This window comes from Kitasatospora sp. NPDC030952 (genome assembly GCF_055571335.1).
The window spans coordinates 201,321-216,910 of record NZ_JBVIFM010000008.1 but is presented as its reverse complement, the minus strand read 5'-3'; the positions used below and the strand labels follow the sequence as shown (position 1 = coordinate 216,910).

Below are 15,590 nucleotides of genomic sequence, written 5' to 3'. Positions count from 1 at the left end.
ATGCACGTCCTGGTGGTGCACAACCGCTACGCCTCGGCGCAGCCGAGCGGGGAGAACCAGGTGGTCGACCAGGAGGTGGCGCTGCTGCGCGAGGCCGGCCACCGGGTCGGGCTGTTCGAACGGCGCAGCGACGACATCGCCGCCAAGTCCTTGCCGGGCAAGGTCGCGGTGCCGCTGCTGGTGCCGTGGAACCCGGCGGTCCGCGCGGAACTGGCCGCCCGGCTGCGCGCCGAACGGCCGGACGTGGTGCACGTCCACAACGTCTTCCCGCTGCTGTCGCCCGCCGTGCTGGCCGGCTGCGCCGACGCCGGCGTGCCCGTCGTCGCCACGCTGCACAACTACGGCCAGGTCTGCCCGCCGGGCACCCTGCAGCGGGACGGCCGGCCGTGCACCGAGTGCGTCGGGGGCTCGCCGCTGCCCGCCGTCCGGCACGGCTGCTACCGCGGCTCCCGGCTGGCGACGGTGCCGCCGGCGCTGAGCCTGGCGCTCAACCGGCGGCGCTGGCGGTCCGGGGTGGAGCGGTTCTTCTGCATCTCCGCCGCGCAGCGCGACGTCCTGGTGGGCGCCGGGATGCCGGCCGAGCGGCTGACGGTGAAGCACAACTTCGTGCCGGAGCCGGGCATCGGCCGCACGGGTGCGGGCGAGCACCTGCTGTACCTCGGCCGGCTCGCCGAGGCCAAGGGCGTGCGGCTGCTGATGGCCGCCTGGGACGAGCTGGCCGCCGACGGCGGGGTGGGCGTGCCGCTGGTGATCGCCGGCGCCGGGCCGCTGGAGCCCGAGGTGCGGGCCTGGGCGGCCGGCCGCGAGGACGTGCGCCAGGTCGGCCTGTACGACCAGGAGCAGTGCCGGCGGGCCGTGGCCCGGGCGGTCGCCGTGGTCGCCCCCTCGACCTGGCTGGAGGCCTTCGGCCTGGTGGTGGTGGAGGCGATGGCGGCCGGGGTCCCGGCCGTGGCCGCCGGGCACGGCGCCTTCGTCGAACTCGTCGAGGACGGGGTGACCGGGCTGCTCCACCGGCCGGGCGAGGCGGCCTCCCTGGCGTCCTGCCTGCGCCGGATCACGGCGGATCCGGCGCACAACCGGGAGCTGGGCCGGGCCGCCCGGCGCCGGTACGAGCAGGGCTTCAGTCCGGCCGTCGGGCTGGAGCGCCTGGTGGAGGGGTACCGCGGCGCGATCGCGCGGCGGTCCGGCGGCGCGAACGGCGCGCCGCCGGCAGGGAACGGACACGCTGACCCGCGGCGGGGCACCCGCGCGGGCGGGAACGGGAGCAGTCGATGACACGATGCCGACTCTGCGGCTCGACGGCGCTGGGGAGCGTCGTCGACCTGGGGGCGACCCCGCCGTGCGAGAGCTTCCTCGCCGCGGACGAACTGGACCGGCCGGAGCCGGCGTACCCGCTGCACCTGCGGGTCTGCACCGACTGCTGGCTGGCGCAGATCCCGCCGCTGATCACACCGGAGGAGACCTTCACCCAGTACGCCTACTTCTCCTCCTACTCGACCTCCTGGGTGGAGCACGCCCGCACCTTCGTCACCGGGGCCGTCCAGCGGCTGGGCCTGGGCCCGGACGCCTTCGTGGTCGAGGTCGCCAGCAACGACGGGTACCTGCTGCGGCACGTGGTGGACCGGGGGATCCGCTGCCTCGGCATCGAACCCTCGGTGAACGTGGGCGCCGCCGCGCGCGAGGCGGGCGTGCCCACCCGCACCGCCTTCCTGGACCCGGCCACCGGCGCGGACGTCCGCGCCGAACACGGCCCGGCGGACCTGGTGGTGGCCAACAACGTGTACGCCCACATCCCCGACGTGGTCGGCTTCACCCGGGGCCTGCGCGCCCTGGTCGCCGACGACGGCTGGGTCTCCGTCGAGGTGCAGCACCTGCTGACCCTGATCGAGGAGAACCAGTACGACACCATCTACCACGAGCACTTCCAGTACTACACGGTCGCCTCCGCGGCCCGGGCCCTGGCCAGCGGCGGACTCACCCTGGTGGACGTCGAGCTGCTGCCCACCCACGGCGGCTCCATCCGGCTGTGGGCCCGCCCGGCCGAGGCGGCCGGCGAGCCGGGCCGGCGGGTCGCCGAGGTGCTGGACCGGGAGAAGGCCGCCGGGCTCCAGGAGCTGTCCGGGTACACCGAGTTCTCCGCCCGGGTGGCCAAGGTCCGCCGGGACCTCCTGCGCTTCCTCGTCGAGGCGGCCGAGCGCGGCGAGTCCGTGGTCGGCTACGGCGCCCCCGGCAAGGGCAACACCCTGCTCAACCACTGCGGCATCCGGCCCGACCTGCTCCCGTACACCGTCGACCGCAACCCCTACAAGCACGGCCGGTTCACCCCGGGCACCCGCATCCCGATCCTGCCGCCCGAGCGGATCGCCGCCGACCGGCCGGACTACGTGCTGGTCCTGCCGTGGAACCTGCGGGCCGAACTGACCGAGCAGCTGTCCTTCGTGCACGAGTGGGGCGGCCGTCTGGTCTTCCCCATCCCGGAACTCAGCATCGTCGAGGTGAAGCCGTGAAGGTCGTCCTGTTCTGCGGCGGTTACGGGCTGCGGATGCGCAGCGGAGCCGCCGACGACGTGCCCAAGCCGATGGCGATGGTCGGCCCGCGCCCGCTGATCTGGCACGTCATGCGCTACTACGCCTACTTCGGGCACACCGAGTTCATCCTCTGCCTCGGCTACGGCGCCCACCACATCAAGGACTTCTTCCTCAACTACGAGGAGACCACCTCCAACGACTTCGTGCTGCGCGGCGGCCGGACCGAGCTGCTGTCCACCGACATCTCCTCCTGGACGATCACCTTCGCGCAGACCGGCATCGAGTCGCCGATCGGCGAGCGGCTGCGCCGGGTGCGCCACCACCTGGACGGCGACGAGATGTTCCTCGCCAACTACGCCGACGTGCTCACCGACGCCCCGCTGCCGGAGATGATCGACCGCTTCGCCGAGCGGGACGCCGGCGCCTCGATGATGGTGGTGCCGCCGCAGTCCTCCTTCCACTGCGTGGACCTCGGTGAGGACGGCCTGGTCGGCGGGATCACCGCGGTCAGCGAACTGCCGCTGTGGGAGAACGGCGGCTACTTCGTGCTCCGCCAGGAGGTCTTCGACCACATCCCGGAGAACGGGGACCTGGTCGCCGACGGCTGCACCGAACTGGCCAAGCGCGGCCGGCTGGTGGCCCACCGGCACCGGGGCTTCTGGAAGCCCACCGACACCGTCAAGGAGCGGGCCGCGCTGGACGCCGCCTACGCCCAGGGCGACCGCCCGTGGGCCGTCTGGGAGCGGGACGGGGCCGGGGTGAGGACCTCGTGATCCGGCTCGGCGCCGGCCGCCCGGACCGGATCGCCGCGCTGGGGGCGCACTGCGACGACATCGCCATCGGCGCCGGCGGCACCCTGCTGACGCTGTGCCTCGCCCGGCCCGGCCTGCGGGTCGACGCCCTGGTGCTCTCCGGCGGCGGCAGCGAGCGCGAACAGGAGGAGCGGGCCGCCCTCGCCGCCTTCTGCCCGGGCGCAGACCTGCGGCTGACCGTCCTCAAGCTGCCCGACGGCCGACTGCCCGCGCACTGGGACGAGGCCAAGGCCGCCGTCGAGGAGCTGCGCGCCCGGACCGAGCCGGACCTGCTGCTCGCCCCGCGCACCGCGGACGCCCACCAGGACCACCGCGGCCTGGCCGGTCTGGTGACCACCGCCTTCCGCGACCACCTGGTGCTCGGCTACGAGATCGTCAAGTGGGACGCCGACCTCGGCCGCCCGACCGCCTACCAGCCGCTCTCCCCGGAGACGGCCGAGCGGAAGGCGCGGCTGCTGCAGGAGCACTACCCCTCGCAGCGGCACCGGCCCTGGTACGACCGGGAGGCCTTTCTCGGGCTGGCCCGGATCCGCGGCATCGAGTGCCACGCGCGCTACGCCGAGGCCTTCGACGTCACCAAGATCACTCTCAACCTGGGGGGTTGAACCATGCGCGTATTGCTGACCGGACACCAGGGCTACCTGGGCACCGTGATGGCCCCGGTCCTCGCCGCCGCCGGACACGAGGTCGTCGGCCTGGACGCCGGCCTGTTCGCCGACTGCGTCCTCGGCCCGGCGCCCGCCGACCCGCCGGGCCACCGGGTGGACCTGCGCGACGTCACCGCCGAGCACGTGGCCGGCGTGGACGCCGTGATCCACCTGGCCGCCCTCTCCAACGACCCGCTCGGCTCGCTGGCGCCGGACCTCACCTACGACATCAACCACCACGCCTCGGTCCGGCTGGCCGAGCTGGCCCGCGACGCCGGGGTGCGGCGCTTCCTGTACGCGTCGACCTGCTCCGTGTACGGCGCCGCCGGCGGCGACGAACTGGTCACCGAGGACGCCCCGCTGCGCCCGGTGACGCCGTACGCGGAGTCCAAGGTGCGGGTGGAGGACGACCTGCACGCGCTGGCCGACGGCGACTTCAGCCCCACCTACCTGCGCAACGCCACCGCCTTCGGCTACTCGCCCCGGCTGCGCGCCGACATCGTGCTCAACAACCTGGTGGGCCACGCGCTGCTCTCCGGCGAGGTGCTGGTGCTCTCCGACGGCACCCCCTGGCGCCCGCTGGTGCACGCCGCCGACATCGCCCGGGCCTTCACGGCCGCGCTGGAGGCGCCCCGGGAGGCGGTGCACGACCGGGCGTTCAACATCGGCAGCGAGGTCAACAACGTCACGGTCGCCGAGATCGCCGAGCAGGTCGCCGAGGCGGTGGACGGCGCCAAGGTGGTGATCACCGGGGAGCACGGCGCCGACCCGCGCTCCTACCGGGTGGACTTCTCCCGCGTCCGCGCCGCGCTGCCCGGCTTCGACTGCGCGTGGACGGTGAAGCAGGGCGCCGTCGAACTCGCCGACGCCTACCGGGCGTTCGGGCTCACCCGGGAGGGCTTCGAGCGGCGCTTCACCCGGCTGGCGGTGCTGCGCGAGGCCACCGGGGCGGGCGCCGTGGACGAGACCCTGCGGTGGCGCCGGTGACCACGGACGGCGAGGAGATGCACGCCCTGGTGGAGCGGCTGTACCCGCTCTGCCGGAGCATCACCGGCGACGGGGTGCGGGCCACCCTGGAGATCGTCGGCGAGTACCTGCCGCTCCAGGTGCACGAGGTGCCGACCGGGACGCGGGTGCTGGACTGGACGGTGCCCCAGGAGTGGAACATCCGGGACGCCTACATCGCCGACGGCACCGGCCGGCGCGTGGTCGACTTCGCCGCGTCCAGCCTGCACGTGCTCGGCTACAGCGTGCCGGTGGCGGCGACCCTGCCGCTGGCCGAGCTGCGCGAGCACCTCCACACCCTGCCGGAGCACCCGGGCTGGGTGCCGTACCGCACCAGCTACTACACGCCCACGTGGGGCTTCTGCCTCGCCCAGGAGACCCTGGACGCCATGCCGGACGGCGACTACGAGGTGCGGATCGACTCCACCCTCGCCGACGGCCACCTGACCTACGCGGAGCACGTCGTCCCCGGGCAGGTCGCCGACGAGGTGATCGTCTCCTGCCACGTCTGCCACCCCTCGCTGGCCAACGACAACCTGGCCGGCATCGCGGTGGCGGTCTTCCTGGCACGGGAGTTGGCGCAGCGCTCGCCGTACTACACCTACCGGTTCCTGTTCGCCCCCGGCACCATCGGGGCGATCACCTGGCTGGCCCGCAACGCCGAGCGGGTGGACCGGGTCAAGCACGGCCTGGTGCTGGCCTGCGCCGGGGACCGGGGCGACCTGACGTACAAGCGGAGCCGGCGCGGCGACGCGGAGATCGACCGGGTGCTGCGGCACGTCCTGTCCACCTCCGAACGCCCGCACCGCATCACCGAGTTCACCCCGTACGGCTACGACGAGCGGCAGTTCTGCTCGCCCGGCTTCGACCTCGGCGTCGGCTCGCTCAGCCGCACCCCGTACGCCGGGTACCCCGAGTACCACACCTCGGCGGACAACCCGGACTTCGTCACGCCGGAGGCGATGGCGGACACCCTCGCCGTCTGCCGGGAGGCCTTCGCGGTGCTCGACCGCAACCGGCGCTACCTCAACCTCAGCCCTTACGGTGAACCGCAGTTGGGCCGGCGTGGGCTGTACGACTCGCTCGGCGGGCGCAGCGACGCCAAGCAGGCGCAGCTGGCGATGCTCTGGGTGCTCAGCCTCTCCGACGGCGAGCACGGTCTGCTGGACGTCGCCGAGCGCTCCGGACTGCCCTTCGACACTGTCGCCGTCGCGGCCGACGCCCTCCGGGGCGCCGGGCTGATCAAGGCGTGACGCCGATGACCACCGAGGGGGTGCGGACGGAGGAGTCGACCGACGCGGCGGAGCGGGCCCGGCCCGCCGAGCGGGGTGTCCTCGGCCGACTGTCCTGGGGGCTGGCCGACCAGGCGGTCTCCAGCATGATCAACTTCGCGGTGGGCATCTACGTCGCCCGCTCACTGGGCGTCCACGCCTTCGGCGTGTTCAGCCTCGCCTGGCTGACCTACGGCGTGGTGCTCAACGTCTCCCGCGGCCTGGCCACCGACCCGCTGGTGGTGCGGTTCAGCGGTGTGCCGGAGGCCGTCTGGCGGGCGGCCGCGGCCCGCTCCTCGGGCGCCGCGCTCGCCGTCGGCGGCACCCTCGGGGCGGTGTGCCTGCTGGTCGGGCTCGGCCTCGGCGGCGACGTCGGCCCCGCCTTCGCCTGCCTCGGCCTCGCCCTGCCCGCCCTGCTGCTGCAGGACTCCCGGCGGTTCGCCTTCTTCGCGGCCGGCGCCGGGCAGAAGGCCTTCGCCAACGACCTGGTGCAGGGCGTCGCGCTCGTCCCGGCCATGGTCGTGGCGGCCCGGGTGGGCACCGTGGCCGCCTTCCTGCTGGCCTGGGGCGCGGCCGCCGCGGCCGCCGCCGGGTACGGCTTCCTCCAGTCCGGCATCCGGCCCCGGGTGACCCAGGCCCGCGGCTGGCTGCGCGAACAGCGCGACCTCGGCAGCCGCTACCTGGTCGAGAACGTCAGCCTCAGCGGAGCCGGCCAGCTGCGGGCGTACGGGCTCGGCGCGATCGCCGGGGTCGGCGCGGTGGGCGCGGTGCGGGGCGCCGAACTGCTGCAAGGCCCGTTCCTGGCCCTGCTGATGGGGCTGTCGCTGGTCACCGTGGCCGAGGCGGCCCGGGTGCTGCGGCAGGCACCGCAGCGGCTCGGCCGGTTCTGCCTCCTGCTGGGCGGCGGGCAGGCCGGCGCCGCCCTGCTCTGGGGCGCCGCCCTGCTGCTGTTGCCGGACCAGGCCGGCCCGCTCGTCCTCGGCGACGTCTGGCACTCCGCCGCCCCGCTCATCGTGCCGGCCACCCTCGGCGTCGCCGGCGCCGGCCTCGGCAGCGGCGCCGCGGCCGGGCTGCGCGCGCTCGCCGCCGCCCGGCGCAGCGTGCGCTGCCAGCTGTTCGCCTCCGCCTGCTACCTGGCCGGCGGGCTCGGCGGGGCCGCCGCGGCCGGCACGGTCGGCTCGGCCTGGGGCGTCGCCGCCGCCACCGGCTGCGGCTCGGCCGTCTGGTGGCTCCAACTGCGCGCCGCCCTGCGCGAACGCCACCGCGGCCCCGAAACGAGCGCCCCCATCCCCGAAGTGAGGACACCGTGACCACCGTTCCCCGGCTGAGCATCGGCCTGCCGGTCTTCAACGGCGAGGAGTACCTCGCCGAGTCGCTCGACGCCCTGCTCGGCCAGACCTACGAGGACTTCGAGCTGGTCATCACCGACAACGCCTCGACCGACACGACCGAGTCCATCTGCCGGGCGTACGCCGCCCGGGACTCCCGGATCCGCTACCTCCGGCTGCCCCGGAACATCGGCGCCGCGCCCAACCACAACTACGCCTTCACCCAGTGCCGCGGCGAACTCTTCAAGTGGGCGTCGCACGACGACCTCTACGCCCGGGACCTCCTGCAGCGCTGCGTGGCGGCGCTGGACGAACGGCCGGACGTCGTCCTCGCCCACTCCGGCCAGGCCGTCATCGACGAGCACGGACAGCTGAAGGTCCCCTACGAGTACGGGCTCACCACCGACTCGCCGTCCGCCCCCGAACGCTTCCGCAGCCTGCTGTTCGAGCCCGGCGGGGACGACTTCTACGGGGTGATGCGCGCCGACGTGCTGCGCCGGGTCAAGCCGCACGACAGCTACCACCACGCGGACCGCACCTTCGTCGCCGAGATCACCCTGCACGGGCCCTTCCACCAGGTGCCGGAGCTGCTCTACTTCCGCCGCGACCACCCCACCCGCGCCGAGCGGGCCAACCCCTCCAAGCGCTCCCGCTGCGTCAACCTGGACCCGCGCCGGGCCGGCCCGCTGCACCCGACGCCCCGGCTGCTCGCCGAGTACGCCTGGGGCTTCGCCTCGGCGATCCGCCGGGCGCCGCTCTCCCCGGCGGACCGGCGCGCCTGCTACCGCCACCTGGCCGCCTGGATGACCAGCCGGGCGCGGCCGGGCGCCGGGGAGCGGGTCGAGGACCGCGCCCCGGTCGAGCCCGGCCGGACCACCGTCTCCGTCGACGCCCTGGTGGCCGGGCGCGAGCGGAGGCGGGGATGACGTTCCCGGACCGAGCCCCGGCTCAAGTCCCGCCGCGGGTCGGGGTGTTCGGGCTGCTCGGGGCCGGTAACCTGGGCAACGACGGCTCGCTGGAGGCCGTCCTCGGCTACCTGCGCAGCGAGCACCCCGAGGCGCGGGTGGACGCGTTCTGCGGCGGACCGGCGGCCGTCACCGCCCGGTACCGGATCCCCGCGACCCGGCTGCACTGGTACCGGGGGGAGTACCGCACCGCCTCGCGGGCGGGCGCGATCGCGGGCAAGGGCTTCGGCAAACTCGTCGACGCCGTCCGCACCGCCGCCTGGGTGCGCCGGCACGACGTGGTGATCGTGCCCGGCATGGGCGTCCTGGAGGCCACCCTGCCGCTGCGGCCCTGGGGCTTCCCGTACGCGCTGTTCCTGCTCTGCGCCTCCGGCCGGCTGTTCGGCACCCGGGTGGCGCTGGTCGGCGTCGGCGCCGCCCCGATCCGCGACCGGGCCGTCCGGGCCCTGGTGCGCGGGTCGGCGCGGCTGGCCGGGTACCGCTCGTACCGGGACGCGCTGTCCCGCGAGGCGATGCGGGAGATGGGCGTGGACACCGCACGGGACGAGGTCTACCCGGACCTCGCCTTCGCCCTGCCCACCCCGGCCGCGAGCGCCTCCCCGGCCGTCCCCGGCACGGTCTGCGTCGGCGTGATGGCCTTCCACGGCGGCAACGACGACCGGGCCCGCGCCGAGCGGATCCACCGGCGCTACCTCGACGGCACCACCCGCTTCGTCCGGGCGCTGGTCGAGGACGGCCGGCCGGTCCGGCTGCTCATCGGCGACGACGTCGACCTGCCGGTGGTCGCCGCGATCCGCGCAGCGGTCGGCTCACCGCTGGTCACCGCCGCCGAACCGGCCTCCCTGGCCGACCTGATGCGGGAGACCGCCGCCGCCGACACCGTGGTGGCGACCCGCTACCACAACCTGGTCTGCGCGCTGAAGACCGGCACCCCCACGCTCGCCCTGAGCTACGCGGCCAAGAGCGACGCCCTGATGGACCGGATGGGCCTGGGGGAGCACTGCCACCCGGCCCGCGAGGTCGACGCCGACCGGCTGATCGAGCAGTTCCGGGCCCTGGAGCGGCGCTCGGCCGAGGCCCGGCACACCCTCGCCGAACGGAACCGGGCCGCCACCCGGCTCCTGGACCGGCAGTTCGCCGCCCTGACCGCGGCCGTCTTCCCGACCTCCGACCCCGCCCCCGTCCCCGCCTCCCAGGAGACTTCATGAAGGTGACCGAAGTCCCGGCGATCGCCGGCGCGTACCTCTTCGAGCCGACCCCGTACGCCGACGAGCGCGGCTTCTTCTGCCGCACCTTCGACGCCGAGGTGCTCCGCTCGGTCGGCCTGGACCCGGACGCCTTCGTCCAGCACAGCCTCTCCCGCTCCGTCCGGGGCGTGCTGCGCGGACTGCACCTGCGCTCCGGCGCCGGGGAGGCCAAGCTGGTGCGCTGCTCGTACGGGCGGGTCTTCGACGTCGTCGTGGACCTGCGGCCGGACTCGCCCACCCACCGCGGCCAGGCCCACTTCGAGCTCTCCGGCGACACCCAGGCCAGCGTGTACGTCCCGGGCGGCTGCGCGCACGGCTTCCAGGCGCTGACCGACACCGCCGACGTCTCGTACCGGATCGACCGCCCGCACGACCCGGCCGAGGACGTCACGATCGCCTTCGACGACCCGGAACTCGCCGTCCCCTGGCCGCTGCCGGCCACCTCGATGTCCGAGCGGGACCGCGAGGCGCCGAGCCTCGCCGAGGCCCTGCGCCACCAGGAGCGGTGAGGCCGACATGAACCCCGAAGACCGCGACGAGCTCCGGCTGCCCCGCTCCCGGGCGGCCAACGAGCGGCTGCACGCCCTGATCCCCGGCGGCGCCCACACCTACGCCAAGGGCGACGACCAGTACCCCGAGCACCTGGCCCCGGTGATCAGCCACGGCCGCGGCGCCCACGTGTGGGACGTCGACGGCAACCGCTACCTCGAGTACGGCTCCGGCCTGCGGTCGGTCAGCCTCGGCCACGCCCACCCGCGGGTGCTGGAGGCGGTGCGGCGGGAGATCGACCGCGGCGGCAACTTCGTCCGGCCGTCCATCGTGGAGGTCGAGGCCGCGGAACGCTTCCTGGAGACGGTGCCCACCGCCGAGATGGTGAAGTTCGCCAAGAACGGCTCCGACGTCACCACCGCCGCGGTGCGGCTCGCCCGCGCCGTGACCGGGCGCCCGCGGGTGGCCGTCTGCGGCGACCAGCCGTTCTTCTCCGTCGACGACTGGTTCATCGGCACCACCCCGATGTCCGCCGGCATCCCGGCCGCCACCACCGAACTCACCGCGGCCTTCCGCTACGGGGACCTCGCCGGCACCGAGGAACTGCTCACCCAGCACCGGGGCGAGATCGCCTGCCTGGTCCTCGAACCCGCCGGCCACCGCGAGCCGCCGCCCGGCTACCTCGCCGGCCTGCGCGAACTGGCCGACCGGCACGGCTGCCTGCTGGTCTTCGACGAGATGATCACCGGCCTGCGCTGGTCCCCGGCCGGCGCCCAGGGCCTCTACGGCGTCGCCCCCGACCTCTCCACCTTCGGCAAGGCGCTCGGCAACGGCTTCGCCGTCTCCGCACTGGCCGGGCGCCGCGACCTGATGGAGCACGGCGGGCTGCGCCACTCCGGCGACCGGGTGTTCCTGCTCTCCACCACCCACGGCGCGGAGACCCACGCGCTGGCCGCCGCGATGGCCGTGCAGACCACCTACGTCGAGGAGGGCGTCACCGCCCGCCTGCACGCCCTCGGCGAGCGCCTGGCCGCCGGCGTCCGCGCGGCCGCCGCCGGCATGGGCGTCGCCGACCACGTCGTGGTCCGGGGCCGGGCCAGCAACCTGGTCTTCGCCACCCTGGACGAGCTGGGCCGGCCGTCCCAGCGGTACCGCACCCTGTTCCTGCGCCAGTTGCTCGCGGGCGGGGTGCTGGCGCCGTCCTTCGTGGTGAGCAGCGCGCTCGACGAGGACGACATCGACCACACCGTCGACGTGGTGGGCCGGGCCTGCGCCGTCTACCGGAAGGCCCTGGACGCCGGCGACCCCACCCCCTGGCTGGGCGGACGGCCGGTGAAACCGGTGTTCCGGCAGTACGTCTGACGTGACGTCAACTCCGCTCGGGCCGAACGTCATCGGCCGACCGGCCCGCCAGTCGGTCGGCCGCCCGGTCCACCAGCCACCCGGCCGGCGGCACCAGTGCCAGTGCGGTGCACCAGCCGGCGAGGGTGTCGGTCGGGTAGTGCGCGCCCAGGGCGACCTGCGCCCAGCCCATCGCGGCCCCGGCCACCACCGCCGCGGCCAGCACCGGCAGGGCGCGGGGGCCGCGCACGAGCAGCGCCACCACGAGGGCGACGGCGGTGAGGAAGGCGGTGTGCCCGCTCGGGTAGGACAGGTTCTCGGCGCCGTGGACGGTGCGCCCCACCACGTGCTTGAGCAGCGTCGCCGCCACCACCGGCAGGCCGATGCCGACCGCGGCGAACACCGCGTCACGTGGCCGCCGGAACAGCAGGCAGCAGGACACGGCGGCGAACCCCAGAGACCCGGCGCCCGCCGGTTCCCCCAGTGCGTCCAGCGTCCGGGCGAGGGACCGCCACGGCGGCTCCACCCCGTACAGCGCGTCCTGGACCCGGGCGTCCACCCCGCCGGGGGCGCCTTCCCCGGCGTACCGGACCCCGAGCACGACCACCACCAGCCCCGCGAGAGCCGAGACCAGCCCGAGCCACCCGCGCAGCACCACGAGCGGCCCGGCGCGTCTCCGGTCGCCCTGAACTCGGCTCGGGCCGGGGCCACTTCCCGTTCCACCCTGCCCGGCCGATCCCATGCGAGCCCCCGTCGTATCCAGGTATCCGGTCACGCAGGATAGTTGACTGGCAGTCAATTGACCTTGTCTGTACGCCACATGGCCCGATGGCCCGCGCCGGTCAGACCCTGGGCGCCCAGGGCTCCGCTCGTGCGGAGGGCGGCGATGCGGTCGTCGGAGTAGCCGAGGGTGCGGAGGGCGGAGTCGGTGTGGGCGCCGAGGGCGGGGACGGCGGACATCGGGAGTTCGGTGTCCGCTGTTCCAGCGCGATCACCGTGGTACCCGTCAGCGTCAGCGACATCCGGACTCCCTCCCTGGTGGACGGCCGGTGATCTACCCGCCCCCGACCGGGTTCAGTCGGCCCGCCGCCGCCCGGCCCCGCCGGGACGGTTGCGCGGGGATGCCGGGGCCGCCGGGGGAGGCCGAGTCCAGCCTGATCAGGGCGTCGCGCAGGGCGGCCCTGGTGGTGATGCCCAGCTTGGGGAAGATCCGGTACAGGTGGGCGCTGACCGTACGGGGCGACAACCGGGTCTGCTCGCCGATCTCCTTGTTCGTCAGGCCGCCCGCGGCCAGGTCGGCGATGCGGCGCTCCTGCCAGGTGAGCGGGGGTGCGGTGCGCGTCGGCGTCCGGGACGGGACCCCGCTGACCCGCAGTTCGTCCCGGGCCCGCGCGGCCCAGGCGACCGCGCCGAGCCGTTCGAAGGCGTCGGCGGCGGTGGCGAGGAACGGCCGGGCTGCCGTGGCGCCCCGGGCGCGGCGGAGTCGGCTGCCGTGGGCCAGCCGGATCCGGGCCAGCTCGAAGGGGAACCGGTTCGCGGCCGGGTGGGACTCGGCGCGCCGGTACGCCTCGGTGGCCTCGGTGTCGTCCTCGGCGGTGATGGCCAGGGCCCCGTTGGTGAGCAGGGCGAGCCGGGGCGAGACGGCGGGCAGTCCGGCGTCCCGGGCGGCGAGTGCGTGCGCGCGGGCCTGTTCGGTGCGGCCGGTGTGCACGGCGGCCTCGACGAGGTCGAGCAGGGTGCGGGAGGCCTGGTGGGCGTAGGGCTGGAAGGTGCCGGGCGCGGTGATGCCGATGGCCTGGAGGTAGGCGCTCTCGTAGTCGCCGTCGCTGAGCGCGGCCGTGGTGCCGACCGCGTCGGCGAGCTGGGTGAGGAAGCCGATGCCGCGCGGGCGGGCCCAGGAGTCGACCACCGCCTGGAGTTCGCGCGCGGAGTCCGTCCGTCCACGCAGTGCGGCGAGTTGGGCGAGGTAGCCGCGGGTCTGCTGGGCGAACAGCTCGTGTCCGTGCTCCTCGGACTGGCGCAGCGCCTGCTCTCCGGTCCGCTCGGCGGCCTCCCAGTCCCCGACGGCCGTCTGGTCGAGCATGATCAGGTGCAGCATCACCATGCCGGTGGACACGGCGCCGGTGTCCAGCTCGCGGTGGACGGTGCGCTGCAGGTGGGGGCGGAGCGGGCTGAGGACGTCGAGGTGGTAGGCGGAGACGGCCAGGCGGGCGACGTCCCAGGGCTCCTGGCCCGGCAGGCCGGCCGCGGCGAGTTCCACCGGCCCGGCCCAGCCGGCGCCGTGCCGGACGACGTCGCTCCAGGTGGAGCTGTAGAGGCAGGCCCGTTCGCTGACCCGCTCGCCGAGCGAGGCGAGCAGCGCGTGGGTGCGTTCCCACAGGGTGCGGTCGGCGGCGTACTGGCTGGTGGCGAGCAGCAGGGTGACCAGCCGGTCGAGCACCGCGCGGTCGGCCCCGGCCCCGGCCCCGGCGGCGCCCGCCCGCTGGATCGCGGCGGCGAGCAGCCGGTGGGTGGAGCGCACATCGCCGTCGTGGTAGAGCGCCTGGTAGCCGGAGGCCAGCACGGAGGCGGGGGAGTGGTGGGCGTCGGGGGCGGGGTCGGCCAGGACGAGGCTGCGGGCGTGGCCGAGCCGGGCGGCGTGGGCCGCGATGAACGCGGCGTCACCGAGCCGCCGGGAGCGGTCGGTCCGGTGTTCGCTCAGCTCGGCCGCGCGGGTGAGCCAGTTGACGGCGGTGAGCGCGCCGCCGCGCCGGGTCGCGGACTCGGCGGCGGCCTCCAGGACGGCGGCCACCTCCTCGTCCGGGTCCAGGGTGGCCTCGGCGAGGTGGGCGGCGCGGCGTTCGAGGTCGCTCCGGTGGAGGTGGGCCAGCGCCAGGTGGGCTTCGCGGCGCTGGTTGGGGGTGGCCAGCTGGACGACGCTGGAGCGCACCAGGGGGTGGCGGAAGGCGAAGTCGCCGGTGGCGGGTTCGATCACCAGCAGGCCGCGGGCGACGGCCGCCTCGGCGTCGCGCATCCGGTACCGGGTGCAGGGGGTGGTGCCGTCGCCCCGGCCGGCCGCGACGCCGTCGAGGGCGCCCTTCAGCAACTCGGACCGGACGGTGTCGTCCAGGTCGGCCAGCCGGGTGCCGTAGAGGTGCTGGAGACGGTGGGGCGCCGAGGCGCCGCGCAGGGCGTGCGGATCGGCCGTGGCCGGCTCGCCGGACCGGAGGGCGGTGTGGGCGGGCAGTTCCAGCAGGGCCAGCGGGTTGCCCTGGGCCTGTGCCAGGACGGCGCGGCGCTGCTGCTCGCCGAGCGAGGGGTGGTGACCGTCCAGCAGGAGGGCGGCGTCGCCGTCGGTGAGGGGGCCGACGGCCAGTTCCGGGAGTGCGGCGGTGTCGAAGCACGAGGTGAGGTCGGCGCGGACGGCGAGCAGCAGCTTCAGCCGGCTGCCGGTCAGCCGGCGGCCGACGAATCCGCAGACCGCCGCGCTGGAGTCGTCCAGCCACTGGGCGTCGTCCACGACCAGCAGCAGCGGCTGCTGCGCGGCGGCCGCGGACAGCAGGCCGAGCACCGCGATGCCGAGCGTCATGACGGAGGGCGGGGTGCCCCCGGCCTGCCCGCACACGGCGTCGAGGGCGGCGCGGGCGCCGTCGTCCAGCGCGGTGGCGTGCGGCAGCAGCGGGTAGAGCAGCTGGTGCAGTCCCGCGTACGGCAGCTCCGTCTCCGCCTCGACCCCGGTGGCCCGGATCGCGCGCAGGCCCTCCCGGGCGGCCAGCTCGGCGGCGAAGTCGAGGAGGGCGCTCTTGCCCACCCCGGTCTCGCCCCGGAGGAGCAGGGTCTGCCCTCCTGCGGCGTGGACGAACTCGGACAGCCGAGCGCGCTCGCCGTCCCGACCGAGCATCGGCATGGCTGTGCCCATGACCCTGCTCCCTCCCCATTGATCTGCAGGTCAGCGGATCGCCGCAGCCTTCGGTCCGC

The 15,590-nt window shown here is 75.1% G+C and carries 14 protein-coding genes; 11 read left to right on the top strand and 3 right to left on the bottom strand.

Translation table 11 applies throughout. The annotated features are described in order from the left end of the window. Genes ACZ47G_RS16995 through ACZ47G_RS16945 form a run of 11 tightly spaced genes read left to right on the top strand, consistent with a single transcriptional unit; the run spans position 1 to position 11,654 of the window. Positions 1–1,275 carry a glycosyltransferase gene (locus ACZ47G_RS16995; RefSeq protein WP_465743363.1) on the top strand — a complete coding sequence of 425 codons (1,275 nt, stop codon included), beginning with the start codon at positions 1–3 and terminating at the stop codon, positions 1,273–1,275. Further along, positions 1,272–2,507, top strand: a complete 1,236-nt coding sequence (locus tag ACZ47G_RS16990; RefSeq protein WP_465743361.1) for a methyltransferase domain-containing protein — start codon at positions 1,272–1,274, stop codon at positions 2,505–2,507. The genes ACZ47G_RS16995 and ACZ47G_RS16990 overlap by 4 nt, the downstream gene beginning before the upstream one ends. Further along, the gene (locus tag ACZ47G_RS16985) at positions 2,504–3,301 is read left to right on the top strand and encodes a glycosyltransferase family protein (RefSeq protein WP_380455545.1); all 798 of its coding nucleotides are present in this window, start codon (positions 2,504–2,506) and stop codon (positions 3,299–3,301) included. The genes ACZ47G_RS16990 and ACZ47G_RS16985 overlap by 4 nt, the downstream gene beginning before the upstream one ends. Then, complete coding sequence (locus tag ACZ47G_RS16980) at positions 3,298–3,945, top strand: PIG-L deacetylase family protein (protein WP_465743358.1); 648 nt, start codon at positions 3,298–3,300, stop codon at positions 3,943–3,945. The genes ACZ47G_RS16985 and ACZ47G_RS16980 overlap by 4 nt, the downstream gene beginning before the upstream one ends. 3 nt (positions 3,946–3,948) lie before the next feature. After that, entirely contained in the window at positions 3,949–4,974 is a 1,026-nt protein-coding gene (locus tag ACZ47G_RS16975) for an NAD-dependent epimerase/dehydratase family protein (protein ID WP_465743356.1), read from the top strand. Then, positions 4,962–6,245 carry a DUF4910 domain-containing protein gene (locus ACZ47G_RS16970; protein WP_465743354.1) on the top strand — a complete coding sequence of 428 codons (1,284 nt, stop codon included), beginning with the start codon at positions 4,962–4,964 and terminating at the stop codon, positions 6,243–6,245. Before ACZ47G_RS16975 ends, ACZ47G_RS16970 begins: the two co-directional genes overlap by 13 nt. Before the next feature lie 5 nt (positions 6,246–6,250). Then, a complete protein-coding gene (locus tag ACZ47G_RS16965; protein WP_465743352.1) occupies positions 6,251–7,573 on the top strand; it encodes a hypothetical protein in 1,323 nt (440 codons plus the stop codon). Then, positions 7,570–8,517 (top strand): glycosyltransferase family 2 protein, encoded by a 948-nt coding sequence (locus ACZ47G_RS16960; protein ID WP_465743350.1) that lies wholly within the window; start codon positions 7,570–7,572, stop codon positions 8,515–8,517. Before ACZ47G_RS16965 ends, ACZ47G_RS16960 begins: the two co-directional genes overlap by 4 nt. Further along, on the top strand, positions 8,514–9,764 hold the full coding sequence (locus ACZ47G_RS16955) for a polysaccharide pyruvyl transferase family protein (RefSeq protein ID WP_465743348.1): 1,251 nt from the start codon (positions 8,514–8,516) through the stop codon (positions 9,762–9,764). Before ACZ47G_RS16960 ends, ACZ47G_RS16955 begins: the two co-directional genes overlap by 4 nt. Beyond that, positions 9,761–10,312, top strand: coding sequence for a dTDP-4-dehydrorhamnose 3,5-epimerase family protein (locus tag ACZ47G_RS16950; RefSeq protein ID WP_465743346.1), 552 nt, complete (start codon positions 9,761–9,763; stop codon positions 10,310–10,312). Before ACZ47G_RS16955 ends, ACZ47G_RS16950 begins: the two co-directional genes overlap by 4 nt. 7 nt (positions 10,313–10,319) lie before the next feature. Continuing rightward, positions 10,320–11,654, top strand: coding sequence for a glutamate-1-semialdehyde 2,1-aminomutase (locus ACZ47G_RS16945; protein WP_465743345.1), 1,335 nt, complete (start codon positions 10,320–10,322; stop codon positions 11,652–11,654). Between the two features lie 7 nt (positions 11,655–11,661). Here the strand turns inward: ACZ47G_RS16945 and ACZ47G_RS16940 are convergent, their stop codons facing one another. From ACZ47G_RS16940 to ACZ47G_RS16930, 3 genes are all read right to left on the bottom strand, one after another. Beyond that, positions 11,662–12,291: a phosphatase PAP2 family protein gene (locus ACZ47G_RS16940; RefSeq protein WP_465743343.1), complete on the bottom strand. Its 630-nt coding sequence runs from the start codon at positions 12,289–12,291 to the stop codon at positions 11,662–11,664. 137 nt (positions 12,292–12,428) lie between these two features. Beyond that, positions 12,429–12,593 carry a hypothetical protein gene (locus ACZ47G_RS16935; protein WP_465743341.1) on the bottom strand — a complete coding sequence of 55 codons (165 nt, stop codon included), beginning with the start codon at positions 12,591–12,593 and terminating at the stop codon, positions 12,429–12,431. Positions 12,594–12,687: 94 nt separating this feature from the next. After that, complete coding sequence (locus ACZ47G_RS16930; protein WP_465743339.1) at positions 12,688–15,531, bottom strand: helix-turn-helix transcriptional regulator; 2,844 nt, start codon at positions 15,529–15,531, stop codon at positions 12,688–12,690. Positions 15,532–15,590 lie beyond the last annotated feature (59 nt).

What these genes read in the sequence shown, in the direction of transcription:
- ACZ47G_RS16995 (WP_465743363.1), top strand. Translation starts at nt 1, where the DNA reads ATGCACGTCCTGGTGGTGCACAACCGCTACGCCTCGGCGCAGCCGAGC.
- ACZ47G_RS16990 (WP_465743361.1), top strand. Translation starts at nt 1,272, where the DNA reads ATGACACGATGCCGACTCTGCGGCTCGACGGCGCTGGGGAGCGTCGTC.
- ACZ47G_RS16975 (WP_465743356.1), top strand. Translation starts at nt 3,949, where the DNA reads ATGCGCGTATTGCTGACCGGACACCAGGGCTACCTGGGCACCGTGATG.
- ACZ47G_RS16965 (WP_465743352.1), top strand. Translation starts at nt 6,251, where the DNA reads ATGACCACCGAGGGGGTGCGGACGGAGGAGTCGACCGACGCGGCGGAG.
- ACZ47G_RS16955 (WP_465743348.1), top strand. Translation starts at nt 8,514, where the DNA reads ATGACGTTCCCGGACCGAGCCCCGGCTCAAGTCCCGCCGCGGGTCGGG.
- ACZ47G_RS16950 (WP_465743346.1), top strand. Translation starts at nt 9,761, where the DNA reads ATGAAGGTGACCGAAGTCCCGGCGATCGCCGGCGCGTACCTCTTCGAG.
- ACZ47G_RS16945 (WP_465743345.1), top strand. Translation starts at nt 10,320, where the DNA reads ATGAACCCCGAAGACCGCGACGAGCTCCGGCTGCCCCGCTCCCGGGCG.
- ACZ47G_RS16935 (WP_465743341.1), bottom strand. Translation starts at nt 12,593, where the DNA reads ATGTCCGCCGTCCCCGCCCTCGGCGCCCACACCGACTCCGCCCTCCGC.
- ACZ47G_RS16930 (WP_465743339.1), bottom strand. Translation starts at nt 15,531, where the DNA reads ATGGGCACAGCCATGCCGATGCTCGGTCGGGACGGCGAGCGCGCTCGG.